General features: G+C 68.4%; 32 protein-coding genes and 1 tRNA gene. 17 read left to right on the top strand and 16 right to left on the bottom strand.

Features of this window, described 5'->3' with window-relative positions:
* Genes WKC72_RS01355 through WKC72_RS01345 form a run of 3 tightly spaced genes read right to left on the bottom strand, consistent with a single transcriptional unit; the run spans position 1 to position 2950 of the window.
* Entirely contained in the window at positions 1-768 is a 768-nt protein-coding gene (locus tag WKC72_RS01355) for an SDR family oxidoreductase (protein WP_370181525.1), read from the bottom strand.
* Positions 765-1505, bottom strand: coding sequence for a fumarylacetoacetate hydrolase family protein (locus WKC72_RS01350; RefSeq protein ID WP_037228066.1), 741 nt, complete (start codon positions 1503-1505; stop codon positions 765-767). Before WKC72_RS01350 ends, WKC72_RS01355 begins: the two co-directional genes overlap by 4 nt.
* Positions 1502-2950 carry an MFS transporter gene (locus WKC72_RS01345; RefSeq protein ID WP_370181524.1) on the bottom strand — a complete coding sequence of 483 codons (1449 nt, stop codon included), beginning with the start codon at positions 2948-2950 and terminating at the stop codon, positions 1502-1504. The genes WKC72_RS01350 and WKC72_RS01345 overlap by 4 nt, the downstream gene beginning before the upstream one ends.
* A gap of 207 nt (positions 2951-3157) precedes the next feature.
* On the opposite strand from WKC72_RS01345, the gene WKC72_RS01340 reads away from it, so the two are divergent.
* On the top strand, positions 3158-4231 hold the full coding sequence (locus WKC72_RS01340; RefSeq protein WP_112301645.1) for a D-2-hydroxyacid dehydrogenase: 1074 nt from the start codon (positions 3158-3160) through the stop codon (positions 4229-4231).
* 20 nt (positions 4232-4251) lie between these two features.
* Here the strand turns inward: WKC72_RS01340 and WKC72_RS01335 are convergent, their stop codons facing one another.
* Together WKC72_RS01335 and WKC72_RS01330 are read right to left on the bottom strand one after the other, a co-directional pair.
* The gene (locus WKC72_RS01335; RefSeq protein ID WP_112301646.1) at positions 4252-4587 is read right to left on the bottom strand and encodes an SHOCT domain-containing protein; all 336 of its coding nucleotides are present in this window, start codon (positions 4585-4587) and stop codon (positions 4252-4254) included.
* Positions 4588-4615: 28 nt separating this feature from the next.
* Positions 4616-5044 (bottom strand): DUF6325 family protein, encoded by a 429-nt coding sequence (locus WKC72_RS01330; protein WP_037228418.1) that lies wholly within the window; start codon positions 5042-5044, stop codon positions 4616-4618.
* Between the two features lie 148 nt (positions 5045-5192).
* Here WKC72_RS01330 and WKC72_RS01325 point away from each other — a divergent pair, with 148 nt between their 5' ends.
* The 4 genes from WKC72_RS01325 (at position 5193) to WKC72_RS01310 (ending at position 10315) form a co-directional block, all read left to right on the top strand.
* A complete protein-coding gene (locus WKC72_RS01325; RefSeq protein ID WP_370181523.1) occupies positions 5193-6431 on the top strand; it encodes a cation:proton antiporter in 1239 nt (412 codons plus the stop codon).
* Positions 6428-7996 (top strand): MFS transporter, encoded by a 1569-nt coding sequence (locus WKC72_RS01320; RefSeq protein WP_037228058.1) that lies wholly within the window; start codon positions 6428-6430, stop codon positions 7994-7996. Before WKC72_RS01325 ends, WKC72_RS01320 begins: the two co-directional genes overlap by 4 nt.
* Positions 7997-8109: 113 nt before the next feature.
* Positions 8110-9423: a serine hydrolase gene (locus WKC72_RS01315; protein WP_128640272.1), complete on the top strand. Its 1314-nt coding sequence runs from the start codon at positions 8110-8112 to the stop codon at positions 9421-9423.
* Positions 9424-9511: 88 nt separating this feature from the next.
* Positions 9512-10315, top strand: a complete 804-nt coding sequence (locus WKC72_RS01310; RefSeq protein WP_112301649.1) for an NAD(P)H-binding protein — start codon at positions 9512-9514, stop codon at positions 10313-10315.
* Positions 10316-10340: 25 nt separating this feature from the next.
* Here WKC72_RS01310 and WKC72_RS01305 read toward each other — a convergent pair whose 3' ends face one another.
* The 5 genes from WKC72_RS01305 to WKC72_RS01285 form a co-directional block, all read right to left on the bottom strand.
* Entirely contained in the window at positions 10341-10772 is a 432-nt protein-coding gene (locus tag WKC72_RS01305; protein WP_037228416.1) for a nitroreductase family deazaflavin-dependent oxidoreductase, read from the bottom strand.
* A 53-nt stretch (positions 10773-10825) separates the two neighbouring features.
* Entirely contained in the window at positions 10826-11482 is a 657-nt protein-coding gene (locus WKC72_RS01300; RefSeq protein WP_370181522.1) for a class I SAM-dependent methyltransferase, read from the bottom strand.
* A gap of 61 nt (positions 11483-11543) precedes the next feature.
* Complete coding sequence (locus WKC72_RS01295; protein WP_037228052.1) at positions 11544-11813, bottom strand: hypothetical protein; 270 nt, start codon at positions 11811-11813, stop codon at positions 11544-11546.
* Between the two features lie 102 nt (positions 11814-11915).
* Complete coding sequence (locus tag WKC72_RS01290; protein WP_370181521.1) at positions 11916-12317, bottom strand: very short patch repair endonuclease; 402 nt, start codon at positions 12315-12317, stop codon at positions 11916-11918.
* Positions 12318-12332: 15 nt separating this feature from the next.
* On the bottom strand, positions 12333-13478 hold the full coding sequence (locus WKC72_RS01285; protein ID WP_112301652.1) for a DNA cytosine methyltransferase: 1146 nt from the start codon (positions 13476-13478) through the stop codon (positions 12333-12335).
* Between the two features lie 210 nt (positions 13479-13688).
* Here WKC72_RS01285 and WKC72_RS01280 point away from each other — a divergent pair, with 210 nt between their 5' ends.
* Genes WKC72_RS01280 through WKC72_RS01265 form a run of 4 tightly spaced genes read left to right on the top strand, consistent with a single transcriptional unit; the run spans position 13689 to position 16991 of the window.
* On the top strand, positions 13689-14969 hold the full coding sequence (locus WKC72_RS01280) for a cation:proton antiporter (protein ID WP_370181520.1): 1281 nt from the start codon (positions 13689-13691) through the stop codon (positions 14967-14969).
* Positions 14966-15268, top strand: coding sequence for a hypothetical protein (locus tag WKC72_RS01275; protein WP_370181519.1), 303 nt, complete (start codon positions 14966-14968; stop codon positions 15266-15268). The genes WKC72_RS01280 and WKC72_RS01275 overlap by 4 nt, the downstream gene beginning before the upstream one ends.
* A 41-nt stretch (positions 15269-15309) precedes the next feature.
* Positions 15310-16407: a hypothetical protein gene (locus tag WKC72_RS01270; RefSeq protein WP_037228041.1), complete on the top strand. Its 1098-nt coding sequence runs from the start codon at positions 15310-15312 to the stop codon at positions 16405-16407.
* Positions 16404-16991 (top strand): putative glycolipid-binding domain-containing protein, encoded by a 588-nt coding sequence (locus tag WKC72_RS01265; protein ID WP_005248751.1) that lies wholly within the window; start codon positions 16404-16406, stop codon positions 16989-16991. Before WKC72_RS01270 ends, WKC72_RS01265 begins: the two co-directional genes overlap by 4 nt.
* A 51-nt stretch (positions 16992-17042) precedes the next feature.
* Here the strand turns inward: WKC72_RS01265 and WKC72_RS01260 are convergent, their stop codons facing one another.
* A complete protein-coding gene (locus tag WKC72_RS01260; protein WP_128640268.1) occupies positions 17043-18011 on the bottom strand; it encodes a prephenate dehydrogenase in 969 nt (322 codons plus the stop codon).
* 49 nt (positions 18012-18060) lie between these two features.
* On the opposite strand from WKC72_RS01260, the gene WKC72_RS01255 reads away from it, so the two are divergent.
* The 6 genes from WKC72_RS01255 (at position 18061) to WKC72_RS01230 (ending at position 21186) form a co-directional block, all read left to right on the top strand.
* A complete protein-coding gene (locus WKC72_RS01255; protein WP_037228037.1) occupies positions 18061-18600 on the top strand; it encodes a tRNA adenosine deaminase-associated protein in 540 nt (179 codons plus the stop codon).
* An 11-nt stretch (positions 18601-18611) separates the two neighbouring features.
* Positions 18612-19070 (top strand): nucleoside deaminase, encoded by a 459-nt coding sequence (locus WKC72_RS01250; RefSeq protein ID WP_112301655.1) that lies wholly within the window; start codon positions 18612-18614, stop codon positions 19068-19070.
* A 138-nt stretch (positions 19071-19208) separates the two neighbouring features.
* Positions 19209-19400, top strand: coding sequence for a CsbD family protein (locus WKC72_RS01245; RefSeq protein ID WP_009477222.1), 192 nt, complete (start codon positions 19209-19211; stop codon positions 19398-19400).
* Positions 19401-19455: 55 nt separating this feature from the next.
* Positions 19456-19546 (top strand) — tRNA-Ser (locus tag WKC72_RS01240).
* Positions 19547-19638: 92 nt separating this feature from the next.
* Positions 19639-20433, top strand: coding sequence for an SDR family NAD(P)-dependent oxidoreductase (locus WKC72_RS01235; RefSeq protein WP_370181518.1), 795 nt, complete (start codon positions 19639-19641; stop codon positions 20431-20433).
* A gap of 69 nt (positions 20434-20502) precedes the next feature.
* Positions 20503-21186 (top strand): YceI family protein, encoded by a 684-nt coding sequence (locus WKC72_RS01230; protein WP_037228032.1) that lies wholly within the window; start codon positions 20503-20505, stop codon positions 21184-21186.
* Here WKC72_RS01230 and WKC72_RS01225 read toward each other — a convergent pair.
* Entirely contained in the window at positions 21118-22086 is a 969-nt protein-coding gene (locus tag WKC72_RS01225) for a sterol desaturase family protein (protein WP_370181517.1), read from the bottom strand. The two genes, WKC72_RS01230 and WKC72_RS01225, sit on opposite strands and share 69 nt — an antisense overlap.
* Before the next feature lie 163 nt (positions 22087-22249).
* Here WKC72_RS01225 and WKC72_RS01220 point away from each other — a divergent pair, with 163 nt between their 5' ends.
* Both WKC72_RS01220 and WKC72_RS01215 read left to right on the top strand, forming a co-directional pair.
* Entirely contained in the window at positions 22250-22666 is a 417-nt protein-coding gene (locus tag WKC72_RS01220; protein WP_112301659.1) for a VOC family protein, read from the top strand.
* A 37-nt stretch (positions 22667-22703) separates the two neighbouring features.
* A complete protein-coding gene (locus WKC72_RS01215; RefSeq protein ID WP_037228026.1) occupies positions 22704-23201 on the top strand; it encodes an Rrf2 family transcriptional regulator in 498 nt (165 codons plus the stop codon).
* Here the strand turns inward: WKC72_RS01215 and WKC72_RS01210 are convergent.
* From WKC72_RS01210 to WKC72_RS01195, 4 genes are read right to left on the bottom strand one after another with little or no spacing between them, the layout of a single operon-like run.
* The gene (locus WKC72_RS01210) at positions 23167-23919 is read right to left on the bottom strand and encodes an IclR family transcriptional regulator (RefSeq protein ID WP_037228023.1); all 753 of its coding nucleotides are present in this window, start codon (positions 23917-23919) and stop codon (positions 23167-23169) included. The genes WKC72_RS01215 and WKC72_RS01210 overlap by 35 nt on opposite strands.
* A 15-nt stretch (positions 23920-23934) precedes the next feature.
* Positions 23935-24894, bottom strand: coding sequence for a 2Fe-2S iron-sulfur cluster-binding protein (locus tag WKC72_RS01205; RefSeq protein ID WP_370181516.1), 960 nt, complete (start codon positions 24892-24894; stop codon positions 23935-23937).
* Between the two features lie 16 nt (positions 24895-24910).
* Positions 24911-25126, bottom strand: coding sequence for a hypothetical protein (locus tag WKC72_RS01200; RefSeq protein WP_112301662.1), 216 nt, complete (start codon positions 25124-25126; stop codon positions 24911-24913).
* 18 nt (positions 25127-25144) lie between these two features.
* The gene (locus tag WKC72_RS01195) at positions 25145-26218 is read right to left on the bottom strand and encodes an aromatic ring-hydroxylating dioxygenase subunit alpha (RefSeq protein ID WP_370181515.1); all 1074 of its coding nucleotides are present in this window, start codon (positions 26216-26218) and stop codon (positions 25145-25147) included.
* Positions 26219-26328 lie beyond the last annotated feature (110 nt).

Raw genomic sequence — 26328 nt, 5'->3', positions numbered from 1 at the left:
TCACACCACCGACGTCATCCCGCCGTCGACGAAGATCACCTGACCGTTGACGTACCGGGATCCGTCCGACGCCAGCCACACCGCGGGACCGACGAGATCGTCCGGCGTGCCCCACCGGCCTGCCGGCGCGCGGCCGCGGAGCCACGCGTCGAACTCGGTGTCGTCGACGAGGGCCTGCGTCATCTCGGTGTGGATGTAGCCGGGCGCGAGGCCGTTGATCTGCAGCCCGGACGACGCCCATTCGGCCGTCATCGCGCGGGTCAGATTCCGCAGTCCGCCCTTCGCGGCGGTGTACGGCGCGATGGTGGGCCGGGCCAGGTCGCTCTGCACCGAGCAGACGTTGATGATCTTCCCGCTCCCGCGGGCGATCTGGAACCGTGCGACCGCACGGCCGACGAGGAACGCGCTGGTGAGGTCGGTCGTGAGCACCCGGTTCCAATCCTCGAGGGAGACGTCGAGCAGCGGCTGACGGTGTTGCAGCGCAGCGTTGTTCACCAGGATCTCGATCGGCCCGACCTCCGACTCGATCCGCTCGACGGCGCCGGTCACCCGATCGGGATCCGTGACGTCGAACGCGTACGCGTGGACGCGGGCCTCGCCGAACTCCTCGCGGAGGCGCTCGCATGCCTGTGCGAGACGGTCGGCCGACACCCCGTTGAGGACGATCGTGGCGCCCGCCTCGGCCAGGCCCCGCGCCAGTGCGTAGCCGATTCCCCGGCTCGAACCGGTGACCAGGGCGATGCGCCCCGACAGATCGAACAGGTTCACAGCGCACGCACCGGGTTGGCCAGCGTGCCGATTCCGTCGAGCGTGATCTCGGCACGGTCACCCGGTTTGACGGGGCTGAACGTGAACGGACAACCCGTGAGCACGACGTCTCCCGGCCCGAGGGTCAGATACCGGGTGAGGTGGACCAGTTGCTCGGACACGTTCCACGCGAGCTGCCGGGTGGACGCCTCCGCCACGGTCACGCCGTCGACGCGCACGGTGATCGGAACGTCCCCCGGGTCGAGATCCGTCTCGATCCACGGCCCCAGCGGGGTGAACCCGTCGCCGTGCTTCGCCTGGGTGAGCTTGTCGTCCAACGCTATCTGCTCGACGGCGGTGACGTCGTTGCCGATCGTGTATCCGAGGATCGCGGACGGGACGTCCTCCGGGCGAAGCCTGCGGCACGTGCGGCGGATGACGACGGCCAGCTCGCCCTCCACGTTGACCTGCCCCAGCCCGTCGTCGACGACGATCGGATCCTCGGGGCCGATCACCGTGCGCGTCGACTTCATGAACGCCTGCAACGGCAGGTCGCGATCTCCGGGTGCGCCGTTGTGGGCCATCCCGAGCAGGACCCGCGGTTCGGCGGGCGCGAGCAACCGTGCGCCGTCGAGGTCGTGTGCGGGCCCGGTGAACGTCAGGGTATCGGCGTACGGATCCGCCACCTCGTGCCAGCGACCGTCGTGCAGACACACCGGCCGCGGTCCCGAATCGGTGGCGATGCGGGCCAGCCTCATGCGTCGACTCGATCCTTCGACTCGGAGGCGACGGCCTCCGGTCCGTGGACCGGGTCGGCCATCGCGTCCCAGGCGAGCCCGAGGTCGCGGCCACGGGTTTCGGGTGTCACGAACGTGGTGGCGAACGTGATGACGCTGAGGACCAGAACGTAGATCGCGAGCGGCACCCACGAGTTGTTCAGCAGCGACAGCAGCAGTGCGCCGACGAAGGGGGCGATACCGCCGGCGAGGATGGCGCTGGTTTCCCGGGCGACAGCGACGCCGATGTAGCGGTGCCGATTTCCGAACAGCTCGGGCAGGGCCGCGCACTGCGCGCCGAGCATCACGTTGACGCCGATCCCGTAGCTGACCGCGAGCGTCGCCACCACGAGATACGGGTTGCCGAGCGAGAGCAGCCACCACGACGGGACCGCGAGGACGAGCTGCAGCGCCGCACCGAACCGGTACACCCGCATCCGGCCGAAGCGGTCCGACAGCGCGCCCGAGAACGGGATGACGAGCATGCCGATGGCGGCGCCGCAGGCGATGGCGAGCGGTCCGATCGACTTGCTGACACCGACCACCGTCGTGACGTAGCTGATGCCGAGGGTCTGGAAGATGTACGAGCCGCCGTTCTCGGCCATCCGCAGGCCGATGCCGCGGAGCACACTGGGCATCGAGCTGCCGATCAGTTCCCGGAACGGGCTCTCGCTGATCTGATCCTGCTTCTCCAGCTTGATGAACGTGGGGCTCTCCTGCATGCGGAGCCGGATGAACACGGCGACCGCGATGAGGACGATCGACGCCAGGAACGGCACCCGCCACACCCAGTCGAGGAGGAGGTCGCGATCGATCTGGCCGAGGATCGCGAAGACCCCGGATGCCATCAGGGTGCCCACCATGATCCCGACGAAGGGGAGTGCGGAGAAGAATCCGCGGCGCTGGGTGGGCGAGTACTCCGCCATCAGCGTCGTGGCACCGGCCTGCTCGGCTCCGGCGCCGAAGCCCTGCAGCAGTCGCAGCGCGACCAGCATGATCGGGGCCCAGATACCCACCTGCGCGCCGGTCGGCAGGACGCCGATCAGCGTGCTCGCGCCGCCCATGATCGCGATCGTGATCATCAGGACGGCCTTGCGTCCGAGGCGGTCGCCGAGCGCGCCGAAGAACAGGCCGCCGACGGGCCGGGCGAGGAAGCCGACGGCGTACGTGCCGAAACTGGCCATCAACGCGGCCGACGCACCCATGGCGGGGAAGAACAGCTGGCCGAATATCAGGGCCGAGGCCAGGCCGTACAGGGCGAAGTCGTAGTACTCGAGTGCGCTGCCGATGGAACTGGCGAGCGTCGCGCGTTTGAGATTCGCGGCGTAGTCCGGGTCGTCGGAGGCACGCGCCGGTGGGGTGGAGCGGCTGGGGCCTTCCGGCGTCTTCGAGTCTGCGCCTACGTGAATCTTCGATTCTGGGGACATCTTCTGCTCCGTTGTGGGACGGGACCACGTCGAGCGCGGTCACAAACAGGTCGGTGTAGTGACCCAGGTCACTGGCATGCGGAGGACGATACCGCCCGAGGAGCTATTTGTCATACGTAAAGAGAAGTGTTGACTGAATCACATGGTTAGTGCAGAGTTTTTACTCTGAACATATGGTCAACAACGGCCCGTACGAAGGAATCTCCAGTGAGCGCACATGACTCGAAGCCACTCGACGGGCGACTCCGCGTAGTCGCCGCAACCCCCGTGAGCGAGGAACTCATCAGTCTCGTCACCCGGGCGGAACCGCGCATCGACTTCATCCGCGAGCAGGATCTGCTGCCGCCCTCCCGATTCCCGGGTGATCACTCCGGCGATCCGACGTTCTCCCGGACCGCGAAGCAGCAGCAAGCCTTCGACGACCTGGTCGATTCGGCGCAAGCCCTGTACGGCGTGCCCGACGAGAATCCCGCGGCACTGACGAGGACGGCGGGCGTCAACCCCGAACTCCGCTGGGTGCACACGATGCCCGCCGGTGGCGGGGCCCAGGTGAAGGCGGGCGGCCTCACCGACGAGCAACTCGCCCGCATCGCCTTCAGCACCTCCGCCGGTGTGCACGCCGAGCCGTTGGCGGAGTTCGCCGTCTTCGGCCTGCTGGCCGGCGCCAAGACCCTCCCGCGCCTCCTCGCCCAGCAGCGCGACAAGGTGTGGAGCGGCCGGTGGGCCATGGGAACCGTGTCCGGGCAGCGCATCGTCATCGTCGGACTGGGCAGCATCGGCCGCGCGACGGCGCTGAAGCTGAAGGCCCTCGGCGCCACCGTGGTGGGAACGAGCAGGCGCGACACCGCGGTCGAGGGCGTCGACGAGATCGTCCACCCCGACCGGCTGGCCGATGTGGTCGGGGACGCGGACGGCATCGTCGTGACGCTTCCCGGAACCAGCGCCACCGAAGGCCTCGTCAGCGCAAAGGTATTCGGCGCGGTCAAGCCCGGAGTCACGGTGGTGAGCGTGGGCCGGGGAACCGTCGTCGACGAGGAAGCCATGACCGCCGCGATCGAAGACGGGCGGGTCGGGTTCGCCGCGCTCGACGTGTTCGCGTCCGAGCCCCTGGCATCGGACAGTCCGCTGTGGGCTCATCCGAACGTGCTGGTCAGCCCGCACACTGCAGCGTTGAACCCCGCGGAGGATCGCCTCATCGCGGAACTGTTCGCGCGCAATGCCACCCGGTTCCTCGACGGCGAGGAGCTCATCAACCGCGTCGACACCGTCGAGTTCTACTGACGATTCGGCTCACCGCATCTTCAGGACTGGAGTAGTTTCGCCTTCGCCGCGGAAAACTCCTCGTCCGTGAGCACGCCGGCCTCCTTCAGGCGGGCGAGTTCCTGGATGCGGGACACCAGATCGTCGCCCGCGGGTGCCGGTGGCGGCGGAGGCGCCTGCTGTTGCGCTGCTTGCTGTTCCGCATACTGCTGCTGGGCGGCCTGGTCGATCCGCTCCTGCTCCTCCGCCTGCTTGCTGGCGGCGTGCCGGTTCATCGCGTTCGACGTCGCCCGGGCGGTGCCGGTGATGACCGCCGTCCGGGCCACCGTGCCGAGCAGCCCGGGACGTCCCATGCGGCGTGGACCCCTGAAAACCATGATGTGCTCCGTTTCTGTGGGTGACGAGTCAGACCGCGGCGGCGATGGCCGCCTCGACCACCTCGCGCGGGATGTGCACGTGGAGGGCCACCTCGCCACCGGCCTGCCGGGAGGCGGCCGCGACCTTCCGCGCCCACGTCTGCTCGTACACGATCGCCACCGCGGACGTGCCCGGCTCCAGTGATTCGCGCACCACCTCGAGGTCCTCGTCGCTGATCAGGGCCTTGGCTTCGAGGGACAGGGCGGCGAGACCGATGCTGTCGAGGTCCTCGTCCACCTCCACCTGGCGCAGCGTGCCGTCGGCTCCCTTGGAGATGAACACGAGATCGAGAATGGTGACCACTCCCTGGGCGACGACGTCGCGGAACGTGTCGATCACCTGGGGATCGGCCCGCTCTCCCGGAAAAGTGAGGAAAAGAAACGCGACCGGACCGACATCTTCAGCTGTATTCGACATCATCTCTCCCTGCGCTGGGTGCCCTGTGTCGATGCTCGCCATCGGCCGGGAATTGCGCATCATCCACGACGGGTGATGTCCAGTGGTCCGGGCTCTGTGAGGCTCGAACGCAGAGCTGTGTCCGATGGTTCGAGAGACGAGGTGATGCATGCCGTCCGTGGGAGCCTCACTCTTCTGGATCGTGGCGTGCGCCGTGATCGCCCCGCTGCTCGCCGGGTTGTTCCCCCGGAAGCTGGTGCCCGAGGTGGTGCTACTCCTCGTCGCCGGGATCGTCATCGGCCCGCACGTCTTCGACCTGGCGATCGAGGGTAGCGAGATCGAGCTACTGCGCGACCTGGGGCTGGGCCTGCTCTTCCTGCTGGCCGGATACGAGATCGACACGGCCGAGATCACCGGTCGCGGCGGCAGACGGGCCCTGCTGACATGGCTGGTCTCGCTGGCCCTGGCATTCGGGGTGGTATCGCTGCTGAGCCTCGTCCACGTGGTCGACGCCGGAACCGCGGTGGCCATTGCCATGACGTCGACAGCCCTCGGCACACTGCTCCCGATCCTTCGTGACGCGGGCGCCCTCGACACCCGGCTGGGCCGGACGATCCTCAATCACGGCGCCTTCGGCGAACTCGGACCGGTCGTCGCCATGGCGGTCCTGCTCGGCTCCCGCGGGTCGGTGGCGTCCATCGTGGTCCTCGGGCTGTTCACGGCCGCGGCGGTGCTGGTCGCGTTCATACCCGCCCGCGTGCGGCGGGAGGGTTCCCGGATCACCGCGATCATCCGGTCGGGCTCGGAGACGACGTCGCAGACCACGGTCCGGCTGACGATGCTGCTCCTCGTCGCACTCACCGTGCTCGCGGCGTCGTTCGGGCTCGACACCATTCTCGGTGCCTTCGCGGCCGGATTCATCCTGCGGCGGGCCACACCCGAGGGCGACGAAACGCTCGAAACGAAGCTCGACGGCCTCGCGTTCGGGTTCCTGATCCCCATCTTCTTCGTGACGTCCGGGATGGCCATCGACGTCGCCGCGGTGGCGTCCGAACCCGGCGTCCTCGTCGCGTTCGTCGTGCTGATCCTGCTTGTGCGGGCAGGCCCGGTCTACGTCGCCGGGAGGTTCGATCGGGGCACCGACGGCACGGATCCACCCTTCACCGCCCGTGAACGCACCCAGCTGGCGCTGTACGCGGGAACCGGTCTGCCGCTGATCGTGGCCGTCACGGGAGTCGCCGTCGACTCCGGGGACATGACGTCCGCGAACGCCTCGGTGCTCGTCGCGGCAGGCGCGATCACCGTCCTCCTCTTCCCGCTCGCCGCGTCGCTGCTCGCGTCGAGCCCCGAACCGGCGGCCGACGCGGCACGCCCACGAGGAGACCAGAACCCCGGGAGCGGACAGTGACTCGAACCGAAACGACGCAGGCGCCGGCCCGAGCGACGCTGATCCTCGCGACCCTCATCCTCGTCGCCGCCGTCGCCAACCTGAACCTGTCCGTCGCGAACGTCGCGCTCCCCGACATCGGCCGGGCCTTCGACGCGAGTCAGACGCAGCTGAATCTCGTCGCCGTGGCGTACTCCCTCGGGCTCGCCGCCTCCGTCCTCTACCTCGGGGCGCTCGGCGACCGCTACGGGCGCAAGCAGATGCTGGTGCTCGGCATGGCGCTGTCGCTGCCGGCATCGGCGATCGCGGGATTTGCCGGGAACTTCGAAATACTCTTCCTCGCACGTGTTCTCGGCGGTGTGTCCGCCGGTCTCGCGTTCCCCACCACGCTCGCGATCATCACCGCGCTGTGGTCGGGACCGCCCCGGACCAAGGCGATCGCACTGTGGTCGGCCCTCGGTGGCGCGATCTCCTCGCTCGGGCCGATCGTGTCGGGTGCGTTGCTCGAGCACTTCCATTGGGGCTCGGTGTTCCTCGTGACCCTTCCGCTCGCGGGTCTCGCCCTCGTCGCCGCCATCCTGTGGGTGCCCGCCCACGTCAACGAGACGACCGATCCCGTCGACAATCTCGGCGGCATCATCTCCGTCGTCTTCATCGCCGCCCTCATCCTCGCGATCAATTTCGCACCGGTGGACGGCGCCGGTGCGGCGGCTCTCGGCCTCGGGGTGATCGCCCTCGCCGCGGGAGCCGCGTTCTTCCTGCAGCAACGGCGGGCGGCGCACCCGCTGTTCGATCTGCACGTCGCCGCCCGCCCGACGTTCTGGGTGGCCGCCGTCGGCGGGGTGATCGTGTTCGGCGCGTTGATGGGTGCGATGTTCATCGGGCAGCAGTTCCTGCAGAACGTGCTCGGGTACTCCACGCTCGCCGCCGGATCGGCGATCATCCCGGCCGCCGTCGCGATGGTCATCGTCGCACCGCGCTCCGCGAAACTCGTCGAATCGCACGGGGCCCGGTTCACACTGCTGCTCGGCTACCTGTTCGTCGTCCTCGGACTGGTTGTCGCGCTGGTGTGGTGGGATGAGAACGCGACCTTCTGGTGGGTGGCGCTCGCCTACGCGTTCGTGGGCATCGGAGTCGGGTTCGCCGGGACCCCGGCGTCGCGGTCGCTCACCGGTTCGGTGCCGGTGTCGCGGGCGGGCATGGCGTCCGGCACGTCCGACCTGCAACGCGACCTCGGCGGCGCGATCATGCAGTCGATCCTCGGCGCGGTGCTCACCGCCGGTTACGCGAAGTCGCTGTCGGCGACGATCGCCTCGTCGCCGGACTCGAGCCAGATCACCCCGGAAACTCAAGCCGCGCTGACGAAATCGTATTCCAGCGCCGAGGTGCTCGCGGAACGCTACCCGCAGTACGCCGAGCAGATCATCGCCGCCGCCCGCAACGCCTTCCTCGACGGCGACGATCGCGCGTACCTCGCCGCGATCCTGGTGGTGTGCGCGGGGGCCGTGGTGGTGTTCTTCTTCTACCCGCACCGGGAGAAGGAGAAGCGGCTGCTGGCCGAATACGCGACCGAGAGAGCGCAGTAGGGCGGCAGCAGGGCGAATGTATCGCCGGTCGCCTCAGAAGCGCCGAAAGGTACATTCGCCCGGCGGTCGCGGAGTAAGTTCCCGAGAGGGGCACCTCGACGACGGGACGCACGATGACAGCTCAGGTCGTGACCAGGACGAATCGGCGACGAGGCCTCGCGGCGGCCGCAGCGGCACTGCTGCTGGTAGTGCCTGCGGCGTGCTCCGACGACTCGTCCTCCACAGGCACCTCCGCTACCTCCACGACGACGCAGACGGGATCACCGAACGCCGGGGCCGACGCGCAGATCGACCCCGGTGTCGCGGACCGACTCGACGAGGCGATCGAGAAGACGATGTCGATGGCGGCGATTCCCGGCGCGATAGTGGGCGTGTGGGGGCCCGACGGCAACTACGTGAAGGCGTTCGGTGTCGCCGACAAGACGACGGGCGCGCCGATGGAGACCGACTTCTACCACCGAATCGGAAGTGTGACAAAGACTTTCACGGTCACGGGTGTGCTGCAACTGGTCGACGAAGACAAGGTCGCACTCGACGACCCGATCTCGAAGTACGTGGAGGGCGTGCCGCTGGGTGATCAGATCACGCTGCGCCAGCTCGCCCGGATGCAGAGCGGGCTGGCCAACTACTCGGCCAACGAGGACTTCCAGAAGGCGTTGCTCAGCGACCCGCAGGCCGCGTTCACCCCGCAACAACTGCTGGGTTACGCGTTCGCGCAGCCCGCGACGTTCCCGCCCGGACAGGGATTCGAGTACTCCAACACGAACACGACCCTGCTGGGACTCGTCATCGAGAAGGTCAGCGGACTGCCGCTCCCGGAGTACGTGACGCAGAAGATCGTCCAGCCGCTGAAGATGGCGGGCACGAGCTTTCCGACCACCAACGCGTTCCCCGAACCGCACGCGCAGGGCTACACCGAGCAGACCTTGGACGACAAGGAAGCCGTGGCCACCAACTGGAATCCGTCCTGGGGATGGGCGGCGGGCGCGATGATTTCGACCCTCGACGACCTGCACATCTGGGCGCCCGCCCTCGCCACCGGCACCCTGCTGCAGCCGGCCACGCAGGCGCAACGGCTCGAGACGGTGAACGCACCGGGTCTGGCATCCGACGTCGGCTACGGACTGGGCATCTTCGACGTCGCCGGCTGGATCGGGCACAACGGCAGCCTCCCCGGGTATCAGACGGTCTGCGTCTACCTCCCCGAGCAGGAGACCACCCTCGCGATCATGATCAACACCGACGTCCCCTACCAGGGCAGCGAACCCAGCACGGCGCTGGCGGGGGCCGTCACGGAGATCATCTCGCCGGAACACATCTACAAGCTCAGCGCCGGAGTGCAGAATCCGGACGCGTCGTCCCCGGCCACGCCGACGCCCTCGGAGACCCCGGCGACGTCCACGACCTCCGCCCCGCCGACCAGCTGACCCCATGTGAGTGGCAAAGCGTGCGCGAGCACACTTTGCCACTCACATGCCTTGCCGCGGCGTGACCCGGCTCAGTAGCGTGCAGGGCATGACGATTCTGGTGACGGGGGCAACCGGGAACATCGGCAGAATGCTCGTCGACCACCTGCTCGCGCGGGGTGCGACGGACGTCCGGGCCCTCACGAATCATCCTGACAAGGCGCAACTTCCGGGCTCGGTCACCGTCGTCGAGGGATACCTCCGCAGGCTCGACAGCCTGCCCGCGGCGTTCGAGGGCGTTGATTCCCTCTACCTCGCACCGACTCCCGACACCGCCCCGGACGCGCTCGCTCTGGCGAAGCAGGCCGGCGTCCGGCACGTCGTCGACCTGTCCGGTCCCCACGACGGCCACTGGGGTGACGTCGCACGGGCCGTCGAGGCGTCCGGCATCGAGTGGACGCACCTGTGGCCCGGCGAGTTCATGGAGAACGCGGGAATCCTGGCACCGCAGATCGCCGCGGGAGACACCGTGCGCGAGCCGTACCCGACGGCGGCGAACGCGCCGATCGCCATGGACGACATCGCCGAGGTCGCGGCCGTCGCTCTCCTCGCGGACGGGCACATCGGCGCGTCGTACGAACTCACCGGACCCGAGACGATCACCCGCGCCGACCTCGTCCGGGAACTCGGCGCCGCCCTCGGCCGGAACATCGAGTACCGGCAGGTGTCGCTGGACGAGGCCGTCGGCGTCCTGACGCCGGCGATGGGGGAGTACGCCCGCTGGTACCTGGAAGGGATGGCAAGCCTGGTCGACGCTCCCCAGCAGGCGAACCGGCTCGTCGAGCAACTCACCGGACGCCCGGCGACCACGTTCGCGCAGTGGGCGTCGGGGCACGTCGACGAGTTCCGCTGACGTCGTACCGGGGCGCTCGACCGAGTCAGCGGTTCGGGGTGAGCGCGATGACGGGAATCGGCCGGTCCGTCTTCTTCTGGTAGTCGCGGTACCGGCCGTGGTTGATCTCGTTCATCGTCGCCCACATCCGGTCGTAATCCGGGTCGCCCGGCAGAACCTTCCGCGCCACCACGGTGATGTGGTCGCGGCCCACCTGGATCTCGCAGGTCGGCGCGGCCAGCACGTTGTGCATCCACGCGGGCGACGTGGGCGCACCGCCCTTCGACGCGACGACCAGAAACCGTGCGCCGTCGCGGCCGTACGTCAACGCGGACGTGCGCGACTGCCCGGACTTCCGGCCGACGCTGTGCAACAACAGGGTCGGCATCCCGAACAGCAACCGATGCCCCACCCAACCGCCGCTGCGTTCGTAGACGAACTGATGCAGCTGAAGGGCTTTCACGAACAGGTCGGCCACGGCGTCCTCGTCTCGGCACTCGGAACAGATCGTGCCCACACAGTAGACCGTCGTCAGGCCCGGCGAACCGCGTGCAGAACGGTGTCGTGGACGGTGACGGGCCGGCCCTCGGGGTCGCGCGTCTCACGCGAGGGCGTCGCCGACACCAGAATCTCCCACTCCCCGGCGTCCAGTACGGCAGCGACCTGGTCGGGTGTGAACAGCATGTCGGGAACATTGGGCCGCCCGGCCGACGTCTCCAGATCGGAAGGATGATGTCCGACGACGAGAAGCCGCCCGCCGGGGCGGACCGCTCCCGCCAGGCGACGGTGCAGGGCCTCGCGGGCAGGTCCCGGCAGATGCATGAAATGCGCCGACACCAGGTCGAATCGGCGGGCCGGCGGCTCCCACGACAGGATGTCGGCCTGCTGCCACGTCGTCCGGTCCGCGATGCCGGCACCGGCTTCGGCGGCCCGTTCGGCAGCGCGTTCCACTGCCACCGCCGACACGTCCATTCCGGTGACGTTCCACCCGCGGGCCGCCAGCCAGATCGCGTCGGCGCCCTCGCCGCTGCCCACGTCCAGGGCACTGCCCGGAGTCACGTCCGCGACCTCCTCGACGAGGTGCGGGTTGGGGTCGCCGCTCCACACCGCGGTCGTCGAGCGATAGCGCTCGTCCCAGAACTCCTGGCTGAAGAAATCGGTCATGTCCGGTGCCTGCTCGTGGGTCATGCTCCCACTGTGGCCGCCGGAGCCGTCGAACCGGGGATCCTGTTGCCGGAACGGCAACCGGCTACGGGCTGGGGAACGTGTAGATGCGGCAACCGCTCATGTTCGCGGCCGACACGACCCCGTCGGCACGCGCAAAATCGCCCTTCGAGGCGAGGTTGTTGGCGAGGGCGGCCTGGTCGTCGCAGAAACTCTGGTCCGTCGGCTTGGCTGGGGGGTTGCTGATGTAGGTGTCGCCCGGTGCAGCCACCGCAAACGGTGCCGGACCGACGAGTGGGACGGCCGCTGCTGCAAACGCAATGGAGGCCGCCGCGACGATTCGGCGGATCATCATGCCCCTCCGAAGGTGGTCCGAATGGTTGCTGTGACACCATCCTGCACCGATCCGCCGTCGGCGACCAGACCCCTAGGGGTGGAAAATGCAACACCTACGTCGTCAGCGAAGCAGAGCTTCCTGAACCCTGTCCGCGGCGACCGCCGGATTCTCGTGCTCCCAGACCCGCACCACCGTCCACCCGGCGTCGGCCAGCCTCGTGTCGGTGTCCCGGTCGCGGGTGACGTTCCCGGCGAGCTTCTCGGCCCACCACTGTGCGTTGTTCTTCGGGAACGTGGCGTGCTGCGGGCAGCTGTGCCAGAAGCACCCGTCCACGTACACGGCCACCTTCCGGCGCGGAAACACCAGGTCGGCGCGCCGCCGGACGCCCTTCATCGGCGCCCGGTCCACGTAGTACCGGACCCCGCGCCGGTGCAGTTCCCGGCGAAGCGCGAGTTCGGGTGCTGTGTCGCGGCGCCGCTGCGCCCGCATCCGGGCGCTCGTCGCGGGATCGGTGGCGGGCATCGCGGGTCCGTCCGCCTACGCGGCGGCCTCGGGAAAGCCGCCCATGCGGTCGAGGTGGCTCTCGACGTCGTCGATGAAACCGGGAACGAAACGCAGATTGCCCATCCGCGTCCGCTTCAGGAAGCCGGCGGTCGCGCGCGCCGACAGCAAGCGGGTGTCCTCCAGGAATCCGCTGAGATCCTCGTACGGCTCCTGCACCGGCCACGTCGAGGTGTGCACGCGGAACGCCTGACGATTGCTGCCCCACGCCGCCACCGGCCACGCGTCGCCGGGCTTCATCGGCGTCTCGATGCCCCGCTCGTAGTCCGCCGACTCGAGCAGACGCCGACCGACCCACGACGCCATCCGCACACTGACGGCGTTGCCGACGAGCTTCCACCGATGACTGTTCCGCAGACCGGGGACCAGCGCGGCGGGCGCCGTCCAGTCGGGGTCGAAACCCTGCAGGCGTTCGGCGTCGATCAGTCCGGGGGTCACGATCTCACCCGACGGCAGTCGCACGGCGGGTGGGCTCGCGATACCGACGGACGACCCGCCCTTCAGCGTGGGGACCGCGTTGACCGCCCAGCCGAGGCCGCGGGTGCCCTCGGTCCAGTAGAAACCGCACGGGAAGTCGGCGTGGTCGTCGACGGGGCGTTCCCCGGCGTCCTCACCGAACAGCACCGCGCGGGGGTCCTCGGTGCGCGAGGCGAGCATCAGGACCCGCTGACGGCGCTGGGGGAGTCCGAACGCGCGCGCATCGACCACCCGGTACGCCCACGTGTAGCCGAGGTCCTCCAGGGCGTCCGTGATATGCCTCATAGCCGCCCCGCGACCCAGCTGCAGCATGAACGGCACGTTCTCGATCAGAAGCCAGCGCGGACCCTTCTTCCGCTTCACCAACCGGAACACCTCGTCGACGAGGCCGGAACGCGAACCCGTGATTCCGGCGGTCCGGCCGGCCTGCGAGAGGTCCTGGCACGGGAAGCCGGCGGCGACGAGTTCGATGTCCTGGGGGAGGGAACGCAGCTTGGTGACGTCGGAATGCACAGGGACGTCCGTGAATCGGGTACGCAGAACCGCCTGGGCGCCCGGGTCGATCTCACAGAGCAGTTCGGTGTTCCAGCCGTGCTCTCTCAGACCCAACTCGAGCCCGCCGATACCGGCGAACAGGCCCACCATGCTCCCGGTTGACGTCACGGCACCCTTCCTCACGAACCAGTCACCCGAGAACGTTACTCGAGATCTGTGCTCCCTTTGACCAACGACCCGTGAGTACTTATCAACGGCGGGCGGTTAATAAGTACTCACGGGTGGCGAAGCCACATATGGCAGGCTGCTTCGCGGGCAAACGACCGGGTAGAAGAATTGAGCCGAGGAGGCGTCCCCAGCGTGGATCAGCTGATCGTGGTGATCGGGCTCATGCTCGTCACAGTCCTGATCGTCGGCCTCGGTGACCGATTCCACGCACCTTGGCCGGTATTGCTCACGATTGTCACCGCCGGTGCCGCGTTCGTGCCCGGCATCCCGCACGTCGAACTCGAACCCGAACTGATCCTGCCGCTGTTCCTGCCGCCACTGCTGTGGGCGCTGGCCCGCCGGACGTCGTGGGCGATGTTCGTCGACCGCTGGAAGACCATCGTCGTCCACTCCGTCGGCCTGGTCATCGTCACGACAGCTGCGGTCGCGTGGACGGCCTGGGCGCTCGTGCCCGGCATCACCCTGGCGGCGGCGATCGCGATAGGTGCGATGACCGCCCCACCCGACCCGGTGGCCGTCGAGGCCGTCGCCGAACCCGTCGGGATTCCGCGTCGACTCGTCGGCGTCCTGCAGACGGAGGGCCTGTTCAACGACGCCGCCGCGCTGGTCGCGTTCCAGGCGGCGCTAGCCGCGACGATCGCCGGTGAAGACCTGCACTTCGGCTTCGAGGTGCTGCACTTCCTGTACACCGCGGTCGCGGCGGTGCTGATCGGTCTCGCATCCGGCTGGGTGGGGTCGTGGCTGGTCGTGCGGATCGTGGACGTCCCGGGCCGCAGCGGACTGACCCTGGTCATCCCGTTCGTCGTGTACCTGCTGGCCGAGGAGATCCACGCGTCCGGGGTCATCGCCGTCGTGGTGGCCGCGGTGCAGATGAGCGCCGCCGACTCCGAGGTCGACGCCGAGGACCGCCTGGCGAGTGCCTCGTTCTGGCACGTCGCCGAATTGCTGGTCACCGGCATCGCGTTCGGGTTGATGGGTCTCGAATTCCGTCAGATCGTCGACGACGCGGGCAGCGACCTGTGGACGATGGTGCTGCACGGCGTCGTCATCGGAGTGGTGCTGGTGGTGGTCCGCGCCCTCTGGATGGGCGTCACGTGGCTGTACATCCGCGGGTACGAGGACAACGCCTCCTCCGCGCCCCGCACCCCCGCCGAAGCCGTGGTCATGACGTGGTGCGGGATGCGCGGCCTCGTCACCCTGGCGTTGGCGCTGAGCCTCCCGGTCGACGATTTCCCGTGGCGTTCCGAAGCCGTCGTCATCGCGGCGGTGGTGCTGGTGATGAGCATGGTCATTCCGGGATTCACCCTGCCGTGGCTGGTGAAGGCACTCGGCGTCGCCGGTGTCGCCGACGCGGAGGATGCCGAGGAGCGGGCACGGTCGAGCGGGCCCGGCACGCCGCGCTCGAGGTCGTGACGTCCGCGCCGACCAACCTGCCGCCCGAATCGGTGGCCCGGCTCAAGGCGCTCTACGACCGGCTCGAAGAGGACTCCGCGCCCGGCACCCACTCGCCGGAGTACTCGCAGCGCATCGAACAGCTCAAGACCCGCCGCGACGAACTGCGGGCGCTCCAGCACCGGGCGCTGGTCGCGGCGCAGGCCGAAGTGTTGCGGGCCCGCAACGAAAAGGGGCAGGACCCGCACGTCGTCGACCGCGTCCTCGAGCGTCTCGACCGCCTCTCCACCGCGAGCAACACGCAGACTTTCCACCACTGAGAGTCCTAGACTTCCTGTAGGTGGGAGCACAGGGAGGCGCCATGATCTCGGGTTTCCGGAACCGGCCGCACCTCCTGCGCGACGCCCAGGGCAGCGGCCTCGTCGAAGCGTTCGTCATCATCGGGATCGTCACGATCCTGCTCACCCGCGCCTACCTTCACCTCACCGGTTATCCGCAGGTCGGGGGTTCCTCGCTGCACATCGCGCATGTCCTGTGGGGCGGACTCGGCATGGTCGTGGCCCTGGTGACCGTGTTCTCGTTCCTCGGGATGAAGCCGCGCGTCCTCGGCGTCGTGATCGGCGGCGTCGGGTTCGGGTTGTTCCTCGACGAGATCGGCAAGTTCGTCACCAAGACCAACGACTACTTCTACCGGCCGTCCATCGCGATCATGTACGTGGTGATCGTCGTGTTGCTGCTGGTCAACCGGTCGCTGCACGACGTCCGGCCGCCGACCCCGACGGAGGACGTCGCCAACGCCGCCGCCATCGCCCTCGGCGGACTGGACCGTGGGCTGGACCGTGCACGCCGGGAGCAGGCGCTGGCGCAATTGCGCCGGGCGGCCGCCGCCGGCGCGGACGAGGCGACCCTGATTTCGGTCCGGGATCTGCTCGCCCACTGCCCGGACCGGAACGGCCGGACCGTGCCCACGGCCCGGGAGCTGGCCCGGCGCGCGACCCCCGCGTTCGCCAGGGGTCCGGGCATGCTCTGGACCGCGGCGGTCCTCCTCACCCTGTTCTCCACCCTGGGACTGCTCAGCGCCGTGATCACGCTCGACGACGACCTCCGCGGCGACGAGGGAACCGACATCACGACGGTCGGCCAGCTCACCGGGTCCGCGATCGCGTTCGTCCTGTGCTGGTCGGGCATCGTGCGACTGCGGAACGGGAAGCTGTGGCCGTTGCAGTTCCTGCGGGCCGCGGCCCTGGTCACGGTGCTGCTCACCGAGGTGTTCGACTTCGTTGCCCAGGAGTTCGGGGCGCTGCTGAACGTGGCGGTCGGACTCGGCGCCCTCGTCGTCTTCTCGTCGCGCATCGCGGTCACGGAACGAGCCCGGGCACTGACTCTCGACAACTCTGCTGCAACGAAACTCGGCCCGTTGCCACCCCGGGAGCCGTCGTCGCTTACCGTAGACAGGTGAGCATCCAAGCCTCCGGTGCCTCGACCTGGCCCGCAGTACTGACGTGGCGGGCGGACAACGCACCCCGAATGGAATCGGTGCGCGTCCAGCTCAACGGCGACCGCATCAAGGCAGCAGGCCGGATCATCGGCGGCGAGTGCCCCGAGCATCCCGCGTTCAGCGCGTCCTACGACCTCGTCACCGACGAAAGCGGCGTCACCCGCCGGCTGTCGCTGCGGACGTCCGTCGCGGCCGGTGAACGGCAGATGTCGATCAGCCGGGACGAAGAGGGCACGTGGATGGTGGAGCACGGCGCCAACCACCAGCGGTCCACGTTCGACGGCGCCCTCGACGTCGACATGGTGCTCAGCCCCTTCTTCAACGCCCTGCCCATCCGGCGGTACGGACTGCACCTCGGGTCCGAGGACGTCGAGGTCCCCGTCGTCTACGTGAACCTCCTGGACCTGCGGGTCGAGGGCGCGATCCTCACCTACAGCAGCGGTCCGGACGGCATCCACGTGCTGTCGCCGGTGTCGAGTTCCTCGGTGACCGTCGACCGCGACGGGTTCATCATCGACTACCCGGGCCTGGCCGAACGGATATAGGCGGCGCAGCCGCCCGTGCATGGTTAACGAGTCTCTGGACTCGTCGAGCACTCACAGGCGGCGGAGCCGCCCTCCCCGCCGACCCGCATCACGCATGTCGTCGATCCAGCCTTCGCGGCCGGGAACGATGCCGGTGATCTCCCACGTCTCCTGGTTGTCGTACGTCAGGCGCGCGGTGTGACCGGCCTCGACGAGCGTCGCCGTCGACGACTGTTCCGCCAGTTCGGTCCGCGCGTCCTGCAGCAGCACCAGCGCCTCGTCCAGGGCGATCAGCAGGGCGTCCCGGTTGCCTTCGCACATGGCCCGGACGAGTCCGGGCGCGCTGCCTGCCACGCGGGTGCCGTCGCGGAACGAGCCGGCCGCCAGGCCGAGCGCCAGCGGCCCGCCGCGCGCTCCGGTGATCGCGAGGGTCTCGGCCAGTAGGTGCGGCAGGTGCGAGATGCGCGCGACCGCCCGGTCGTGTTCGGCGGATTCGGCGGGCACGACGACGGACCCGCAGTCCAACGCGAGCTGCGCGACCTGCGTCCAGATGGCGGGGTCGACGCCGTCGTCGGTGCCGACCACCCACACGGCCTCCCGGAACAGGTCGGCGCTGCCGACGCTCCACCCGGACGCCGACGTTCCGGCCATCGGGTGCCCGCCCACGTAGCGGTCGGCGAGTCCCTGGCGGGCTGCCGCCGCCGCGACCTCGGCCTTGACGCTGACGACGTCGGTGATCGAGCAGTTCGGTGCGTACAGGGCGATCGCGGTGAGGGTGGCGGCGACGGCGGGCACGGGGACCGCGATCACGATCAGCGCCGACGCGGCCGACGCACGCTGGAGCACCGCGACCAGATCGGTGTCGGCGTCGAATCCGTCCGCCCGGGCGGCGTCGACGGACGGCGCGGATCGGTTGTGACCCCACGCGTCGCGGCCCGCCCGGACCGCCGCACGCAGCAGTGAACCGCCGATCAAGCCCAGGCCGAGCACGCACACGGGAGGTGCGGAAGGGGTATCAGACACCCGAACAGGTTGGCACATTCGAGTGCGGACTTCATTTACCGGCACCCCGCGGGCTACCGTTGCGCTCATGGGTGCACAGCGCGCGGAAAACAACAGCGCCTCCTCGGATCGGGCAGAGGATCTGGAGGGCTTCGGTGTCGCGGTAGTACACGAGGACGGCCGGTGGAAGGTCAAGGCCCTCACTTCGGCTGCTCTGACCAGTCTCAGCGTCGCGGAGGAGGAGCTTCGGGCCCTCCGTAGCGCGGGCGCGTTCTTCGGTCTGCTGGACGTGGACGACGAATTCTTCGTCGTGCTCCGGCCGGCGCCGTCGGGAACGCGTCTGCTGCTGTCCGACGCCACCGCGGCCATCGACTACGACATCGCCGCGGACGTCCTCGAGGCGCTCAACGTCGAGGTCCCGGACATCGACCCGGACGAACTCGACGACATCGAGCCGTGGGAGGAAGGCGACCTGTCGCTGCTCGCCGACCTCGGTCTGCCCGAACCCGTTCTGGCTGTGATCACGTCGGAGACGGACCTCTATCCCGACGAGCAGCTCGGGATGATCGCGCAGCGGCTCGGGTTCACCACGGAGCTGGCCGGGGTTCTCGACAAGCTTCCCCGGTAGTTTCACGTGCCGTGACTCTTCAGGACGACGAGCGGATGATCCGCGCGGCGATCGAGGCGGCCCGTGCCGCCACCGACGCCGACGTGCCGGTGGGTGCGGTGGTGTTCGACGCCGAGGGTGTCGAGGTGTCGCGGGCGGTGAACTCGCGGGAGGCGATGTCGGATCCGACGGCTCACGCGGAGATCATCGCGTTGCGGGCCGCCGCCCGGGTGTACGGCGACGGGTGGCGCCTCGAGGGGGCGACGCTCGCGGTGACGCTGGAGCCGTGCACGATGTGCGCGGGCGCGCTCGTGCTGGCCCGGATCTCCCGGGTGGTGTTCGGGGCGTGGGAGCCGAAGACGGGTGCCGTCGGTTCACTGTGGGATGTGGTCCGCGACCGCCGTCTCACGCACCGCCCGCAGGTCAGGGGCGGTGTTCTGGAGGACGAATGCGCAGGCATCCTCGAAGACTTCTTCCGTGAACGGCGCTGACCGGTTTCAAACTCTTTCGTGGGGTACTCGACACAATGTGGCCGGGTCCGCATGACCCGTGCTTCTCTGGAGACAGGCGCCGACGAGGCGCCGCCGGACCCGTCCCCGGGTTCGAAATCGGATTCACGGAGGTATCTCGTGGGAATCGCAGACAAAGCTTCGAACAAGGCGGAAGACCTCAAGGGCCAGGCGAAGGAAGCCACCGGTAAAGCCACGGGCGACCCGGACCTGCGCGACGAGGGCAAGGCCGACCAGGCGTCCTCGGCGGTGAAGGATGCCGGCGAGAAGGTCAAGGACGCCGCCAAGAACCTCAAGGACAAGCTGACTTAAACGGCTTCACCTGGCGATTTCGGGCTCGGGCGCCACATCCGGTAAAGTCACCGGCGGTGGCGTGTCCGAGCGGCCTAAGGAGCACGCCTCGAAAGCGTGTGACGGGTAACCCCCGTCCGAGGGTTCAAATCCCTCCGCCACCGCCAAAGCTCCCCACCTGCGCACGCAGGTGGGGAGTTTTTTGTGCATCCGTGCCGGGAATGTTCGTTAGCGTGTCCTGGAGGGAAGGGGCACAGACATGCGCATCGACTCGACGGGCAGGACGGCGCTGGTCACCGGATCGACGCAGGGCATCGGTGCCGCGATCGCAGCGGGTCTCGCCCGCTCCGGCGCGCGGGTGGCGATCAACGGCCGCACCGAGAAGTCCGTGGGTGCGGCGATCGAACGATTGCGGGCCGAGGTCCCGGACGGCGAATTCGTTCCGGCGGCCGCCGACGTCACGACGGACGAGGGCGCGCGCCGCGTCCTGGAGATCGTTCCGGGCGTCGACATCCTCGTCAACAACCTCGGGATCTTCGGCTCCCAGCCGGCCCTGGACATCGACGACGACGAGTGGCGCCGCTACTTCGAGGTGAACGTGCTGTCCGCGATCCGGCTGACCCGCCTGGTCCTGCCCGGCATGGTCGAACGGTCCTGGGGCCGGGTCCTCGACATCGCCAGCGACTCCGCGATCGTGATTCCCGCGGAGATGATCCATTACGGGATGTCGAAGACGGCGCTGCTGGCGGTCTCGCGTGGCTTCGCGAAAGAGGCGGCGGGGACGGGCGTCACGGTCAATTCGGTTCTGGCCGGTCCCACTCACACGGGAGGTGTGGAGGATTTCGTCTACAGCCTGGTCGACAAGGACCTGCCGTGGGACGAGGCTCAGCGCGAGTTCATGAAGAAGTACCGGCCGCAGTCGTTGCTGCAGCGCCTCATCGAGCCGGAGGAGATCGCGAACATGGTTGTCTACCTCGGTTCGGCGCAGGCGTCGGCGACCACCGGCGCCGCGGTGCGGGTCGACGGCGGCTACATCGATTCCATCGTCCCGTGACCGTCGTTCACAGCACTCTCCCAGGTCGTACCGAGTGACATCCATTGAAGCTGCAACTAGCCTGATCTCATGAAAAAGCTGTGGTGGTTGGTCGGCGCAGTCGTCATCGTCGTGATCGCGGTGCTGGTGGGCCCGTGGTTCTACGGCCAATTCATCGCAGAGGACGACGCACCGGCGGCCTCGGTGTCGACCGAGGGTGCGGAGGCGGCCACCGGATCGGTCGACGGACAGTGGACCGTCACGCCGGGGCAGGGCTCCAACCAGACGGCCGCGGGGTACACCGTTCACGAGATCCTCAACGGCGCGAGCGTCACAGTGGTCGGATCGACCGGCGACGTGACCGGCACCGCGACCGTCGAGGGCGAGAAACTCACCGCGGGTGAGGTGACCGTGCAGGTGGCGACCATCGCGACCGATCAGTCCCGCCGCGACAACCAGTTCCGCGGCAACGTGATGGACACCGGCACGTTCCCGACCGGCACGTTCACGGTCGATTCCCCGGTCGATCTGTCGGGGCTGCCTGCGGACGGTTCCGTGGGGACGGTCTCCGCCCAGGGCACGCTGACGCTCAAGGGGCAGTCGCGTCCGGTGACCGTCGACATCGACGTGCTCCGTTCCGGCGACGACCTGATCGCCTCGGGCAGCATCCCGGTCACCTGGACGGACTTCGGTGTGACGCCGCCGTCACTGGGCTTCGTGACCGTGGACGGCAACGGCACGGTCGACTTCCTGGTCAGCTTCGCGCGTTCCTGACGGCGTCCAGCCGGGCGGCCCGAACACGTAGCCGAGCTTGTCGCGCCACGACGACGCCCGGCGCCAGTCCCGGACGATGGCCCCGTATTCGTGGGTCTGCAGTTTCCAGATGTTGTAGGTGCCCACGGGTTTGGTGAGTCCGTAGGTGGGGCGGTGGGTTTCGGGCTGGAACGTGCCGAACATCCGGTCCCACACGATGAGGATGCCGGCGTAGTTGCGGTCGAGGTATTCGAGGTCGCAGCCGTGGTGAACGCGGTGGTGTGAGGGAGTGTTGAACACGAACTCGATGGGCCGGGGCAGCTTGTCGATGCGCTCGGTGTGGACGAAGAACTGGTAGACGAGGTTCACGGAGAATCCGATGAACACCATCCACGGCGGAATGCCGATCAGTGGCAAGGGAATCCACATCAGGATTTCGGCGCCGTTGTTCCACTTCTGGCGGAGGGCGGTGGAGAAGTTGAAGTATTCACTCGAATGGTGCGCCTGGTGGGTGGCCCAGATGAGGCGGATGCGGTGCGCCATCCGGTGGTACGCGTAGAACAGCGCGTCGACGCCGAGGACGAGGATCACCCACGTGTACCAGGCGTCCGGGGGGAGGTGCCACGGCGCGAGGTACACCCAGATGGCGGAGTACCCGATCAGGGCCAGCAGCTTCCAGAACGTGGTCGTCAGGATGGACACGGCGCCCATCGACACACTCGCGCGCGCGTCGCGGCGCTCGTAACCTCCGCGTACCGGGCGGGACCGTCCGTCGGGGTCGAACGTCGCGTCCTCGAGGTGCCGGGCCGCGAACCATTCGATGGCGAGGAACAGCACGAACGCCGGGATGGCCAGCGTGACCGGTTCGTGCAGAGGCGTCAGCAGCGCCGAATTCCACGCCGACGTCACGGTCTCCCACATGCTGCTTCCTCCATACAAGACGATCGTCCAGTTCAATGTACCTCGGAGTGACACGCATCACTATCGGCCCGAAACGCAGCGACGAAAAGTGCTCATTGGGTGCGCACTTTGCCGCGGAGAATGAATCCCGTCAGCAAGATCGGATCAGTCGAAAGGACTCGTCATGTTGCGAGGACTCACCACCATCAGTCTCTTCGCCGACGACATCGCGGCAGCCCGCGAGTGGTACAGCGCGCTGCTCGGCATCGCCCCCTACTTCGAACGCCCCGACTCCGAGAACCCGGCATACATCGAGTACCGGATCGGCGACTACCAGCACGAGCTCGGCATCATCGACCGTCGATACGCCCCGCACGCAGCCGCGGACGGTCCGTCCGGCGTGGTGGTGTTCTGGCACGTCGACGACGTGACCGCCGCCGTCGAGAAGCTGCTGTCGATGGGCGCGAAGGAGCATGAGCCGCGCACCGAACGTGAGTCGGGGTTCGTCACCGCGTCCGTTGTCGACCCGTTCGGCAACATCCTCGGCGTCATGTACAACCCGCACTACCTGGACGTTCTGGGTGCGCGCGGCGAAGCGTGAGTTGCCGGTTTTCATACTGGGATGGTAGGAATTCGGTGTGCACATCACCGCAAAGGTGGACTACGCCGTGCGGACGCTGATCGAACTGGCCGCTGCCGGGCCGTCCCCGTCCAAAGCCGAGTTCCTGGCACAGTCGCAGACCATTCCGCACAAGTTCCTCGAGGCCGTTCTCGCCGACCTTCGCCGCGGGGGACTGGTCAACAGCAGACGGGGACCGGACGGCGGGTACTGGCTGGCCCGTCCCGCCGAGGACATCACGATCGCCGACGTGATCCGGACCGTCGAGGGTCCGCTGGCGTCGGTGCGGGGTGAACGCCCCGAGGACGTCGACTACTGCGGGCCGGCCGCCAAATTGCAGGACGTGTGGATCGCGGTGCGGGTGAACCTGCGGGCCGTGCTCGAGAACGTGAGTCTCGCGGACGTCGCGAACGAGCAGCTGCCGGGTTTCCTCACCACGCTGACGTCCGACCCGGGGGCCTGGGAGCGTCGTACCCGACCGGTCACGACGGCTGACGAGGGCGCAGCGCGCGGCTGATCGTCCGGCCGGCCGCACGCACCAACGGGACCAGTGCGTTCAGCGACGCATTCTCCGCCGACACCACGAGCGATACCGCCGCGATCGCCGTTCCGGGGCGCTCGAAAATCGGTGCCGCGACGGAGACGGCGTCCATGGTCACCTGACGATCACTGATCGCGACCTCGGATCGGCGGATCTCGGCAAGCGTCCGCCGCAGTACGACGGGGTCGGTGACGGTGCGGTCGGTGAACTTCTCGATCGGCCCGCTCAGCACCTGCTCCTGCACGTCGGCGGGCATGTACGCGAGCAGGGCCAGGCCGATACCGGACGCCGTCAGCGGGAACCTACCGCCGACGCGGGTCTGGACGGGCACGGCCTTCTGTCCGGCGATGCGTTCGACGAACACGACCTCGGTGCCCTCGGCGATGCCGAGCTGGACGTTCTCCCGCGTGATCTGCGACAGGTCCTCCATCACCGGCATCGCCAGTTCGCGCAGCATCGTGCCGCGCGGCGCGAGCGACGCGATCTCCCACAGCTTGAGCCCGACGGTGAAGCGGCCGCTGCTGTCACGTTCGAGGGCGCCCCATTCGATGAGGTCGCTGGTCAGCCGGTGCACGGTGCTCAGCGGATACCCGGACTTCCGCGACAGATCGCTGAGGGTCAGCCGCGGCGCCGAGGGGGTGAAGAGCTCGAGGAGCCGCAACGAGCGAATGGTCACCGATCCGGTGATCGCCATTGCTCGTTCTCCGTCTCACAGTTCCAGCGTCAGACGTGGACAGCTCGCACGCGAGACGCAGATCATCATGGTGTCGCCCTCGGCCTGCTCGTCCGCTGTGAGCAGGGAATCCCGGTGATCGACAGTACCGCCGAGCACGGCCGTCTCGCAGGTTCCGCAGGTCCCTTCCTCGCAGGACGACAGCACCTGGACGCCGGCGGCGGTGACGGCCTGCAGGATCGACTGCCCGGGTGCGACGGTGACGGTCTTGCCGCTCAGTGTCAGCTCCACCTCGAACCCCTCGGCCCGGACCGGCTCCTCGAGATCCTTGGCCGCGAAGCGCTCGGTGCGCAGCGCGCCGGACGGCCAGCTGTCGCAGTGACCGGTGACGGCGTCGAGCAGCGGCGCGGGCCCGCAGCAGTAGACGAGGGTGTTCTCCCGGACGTCGCCGAGCAGCCCCGGTAGGTCGATGAGGCCGTGCTCGTCCTCGGGGTGGATCACCACCCGGTCGCCGAACTTCTCGGCGAGTGCGTCGGCGAACGCCATCGAACCACGGCTGCGTCCGCCGTAGACGAGGGTCCAGTCGGCGCCGGCGTTCTCCGCGGCGTGCGCCATGGTGAGGATCGGCGTGATCCCGATGCCGCCCGCGACGAACACGTACTGCGGTGACGGCTCGAGCTCGAAATGGTTGCGCGGTCCCCGGACCGTGACGCGGTCGCCCTCGCTCAGCTTGTCGTGCACGAACTGCGAACCCCCGCGGCCCATCGCCTCCCGTAGCACGGCGACGCGCCAGATCCCGGTGTCGGCCGGGTCGCCGCACAGCGAGTACTGGCGGGTGAGCTCCGGAGTCAGCACCAGATCGATGTGCGCACCCGGCGTCCACTTGGGCAGGTCGGCGCCGGACGGGTCGCGGAACTCCAGGACGACGACGCCGTCGGCGCCGGTGGTCCTCGTGGTCAGCTCCAGCTCGAGTACGGGTTCGGGTGGGATAGGCATGGCGGTCTCTCCGGGGTCAGACGGGAACGGGAGCGGATTCCGGCGCGGCGGGCAACGGCGTGGCGGTCACCGGCGGATCGACGGGGTGGTGCCCCTCTGGGTGGGCGAGCAACCATTCCCAGAGGGCGGCGGGTTCTTCCGCGACGTGGCGTGCGCCGCAGTGGCACTCGCCCTCGAGCAGGTCCGACCCGGGAAGCCAGACGATACGCATCACGTTGGCGCCGCGGAGCATCCTGGTCGGCTCCACGGTTCAGCCCACCGCCGCGGCGGTGACGGCCTGCGGCGCGTCGACCAGCTTCTTCAGGATCCGGCGTGCGCCGAGGCCGCCGGCGTCGATGTTGATCGACAGTTCCTGGTAGCCGTCCTTCTCCGTGTCGAGCGCCTTCTGCAGGATGTTCAGAGCCACGACGTCCTGCATCACGACGGTCCGGTTGTTCTCGGCGAGGAACGTCGTGACGGCGTCGTCGCCGAGTGCGAAGTCGCGGGCCACGGCCCAGAAGTCGAGGGTGGAATTCTCCGTGGACGGGGTGATCGCGTAGACGATCTCGCTGTGGAACGCGTGCGGGTCGGTGCCCTCGTCGCCGGGCAGGGGTGCGCCGATCGGGGCGATGCGGCTGTGCAGCAGGTACAGGCACGGCGGCGTGTACTCGATGTCCTGCCAGCGGGTGATGCGGCCCTCGATGCCGGTGGACTTGGAGTAGAACGGCGGGCACTCGGCGTCGTCCATGTGCCGGGACACGTAGATGACGTTCCGGTCCTCGTCGATCTCCGTGGTGATCGGGGTTTCCGCCACCTCGGGGGTGCCGATGTAGCCGCCGTGCAGGTACGTCTCGTGCGACAGGTCCATCAGGTTGTCGACGAGCAGGCCGTAGTTGCAGTCGATCGGTTCCATGCCGCTGACCACGGTGTAGTCGGGGGAGTCCATCCACGGTGCGCGGGGGATGCGGGTCGGGTCGCCCTGTTCGGGGTTCTGCGGGTCGGCGATCCAGACCCACACGAACGAGTCCTGCTCGACCACCTGGTACTGCTTCAGCCGGGCGGTGCGGGGAACGCGCTTCTGGCCGGGGACGAACACACAGCCGCCGTCGCTGCCGTAGGTGAAACCGTGATAGCCGCAGACCACCGTGTCGCCGTCGAGCCGGCTCGGCGCCTCGGACAGCGGGTAGCGGCGGTGCACGCAGCGGTCGCTCATCGCGACGGCCTCGCCGGCCTCGGTTCGCCAGAACAGAATCGGCTCCTCGCAGATGGTGCGCGAGAACAGTTCGCGTCCGACCTCACGGCCGTAGGCTGCGACGTACCACTGGTTGCGGGCGATCGTGGACATGAGGGCCTCCGGAATATGCTGGGCTGCTGCGTTGTTCGTGACGCCGGACTCGGTGGGGCATCAGCGTCGTCCCCACCACTGTGCGGCACCGGAGGTGATCCACCACACTC

The organism is Rhodococcus wratislaviensis (assembly GCF_041228765.1).
Taxonomy (GTDB): Bacteria; Actinomycetota; Actinomycetes; order Mycobacteriales; family Mycobacteriaceae; genus Rhodococcus_F; species Rhodococcus_F wratislaviensis.
The sequence above is the reverse complement of the archived record's forward strand: the minus strand, read 5'-3'. Positions and strand labels throughout refer to the sequence as shown.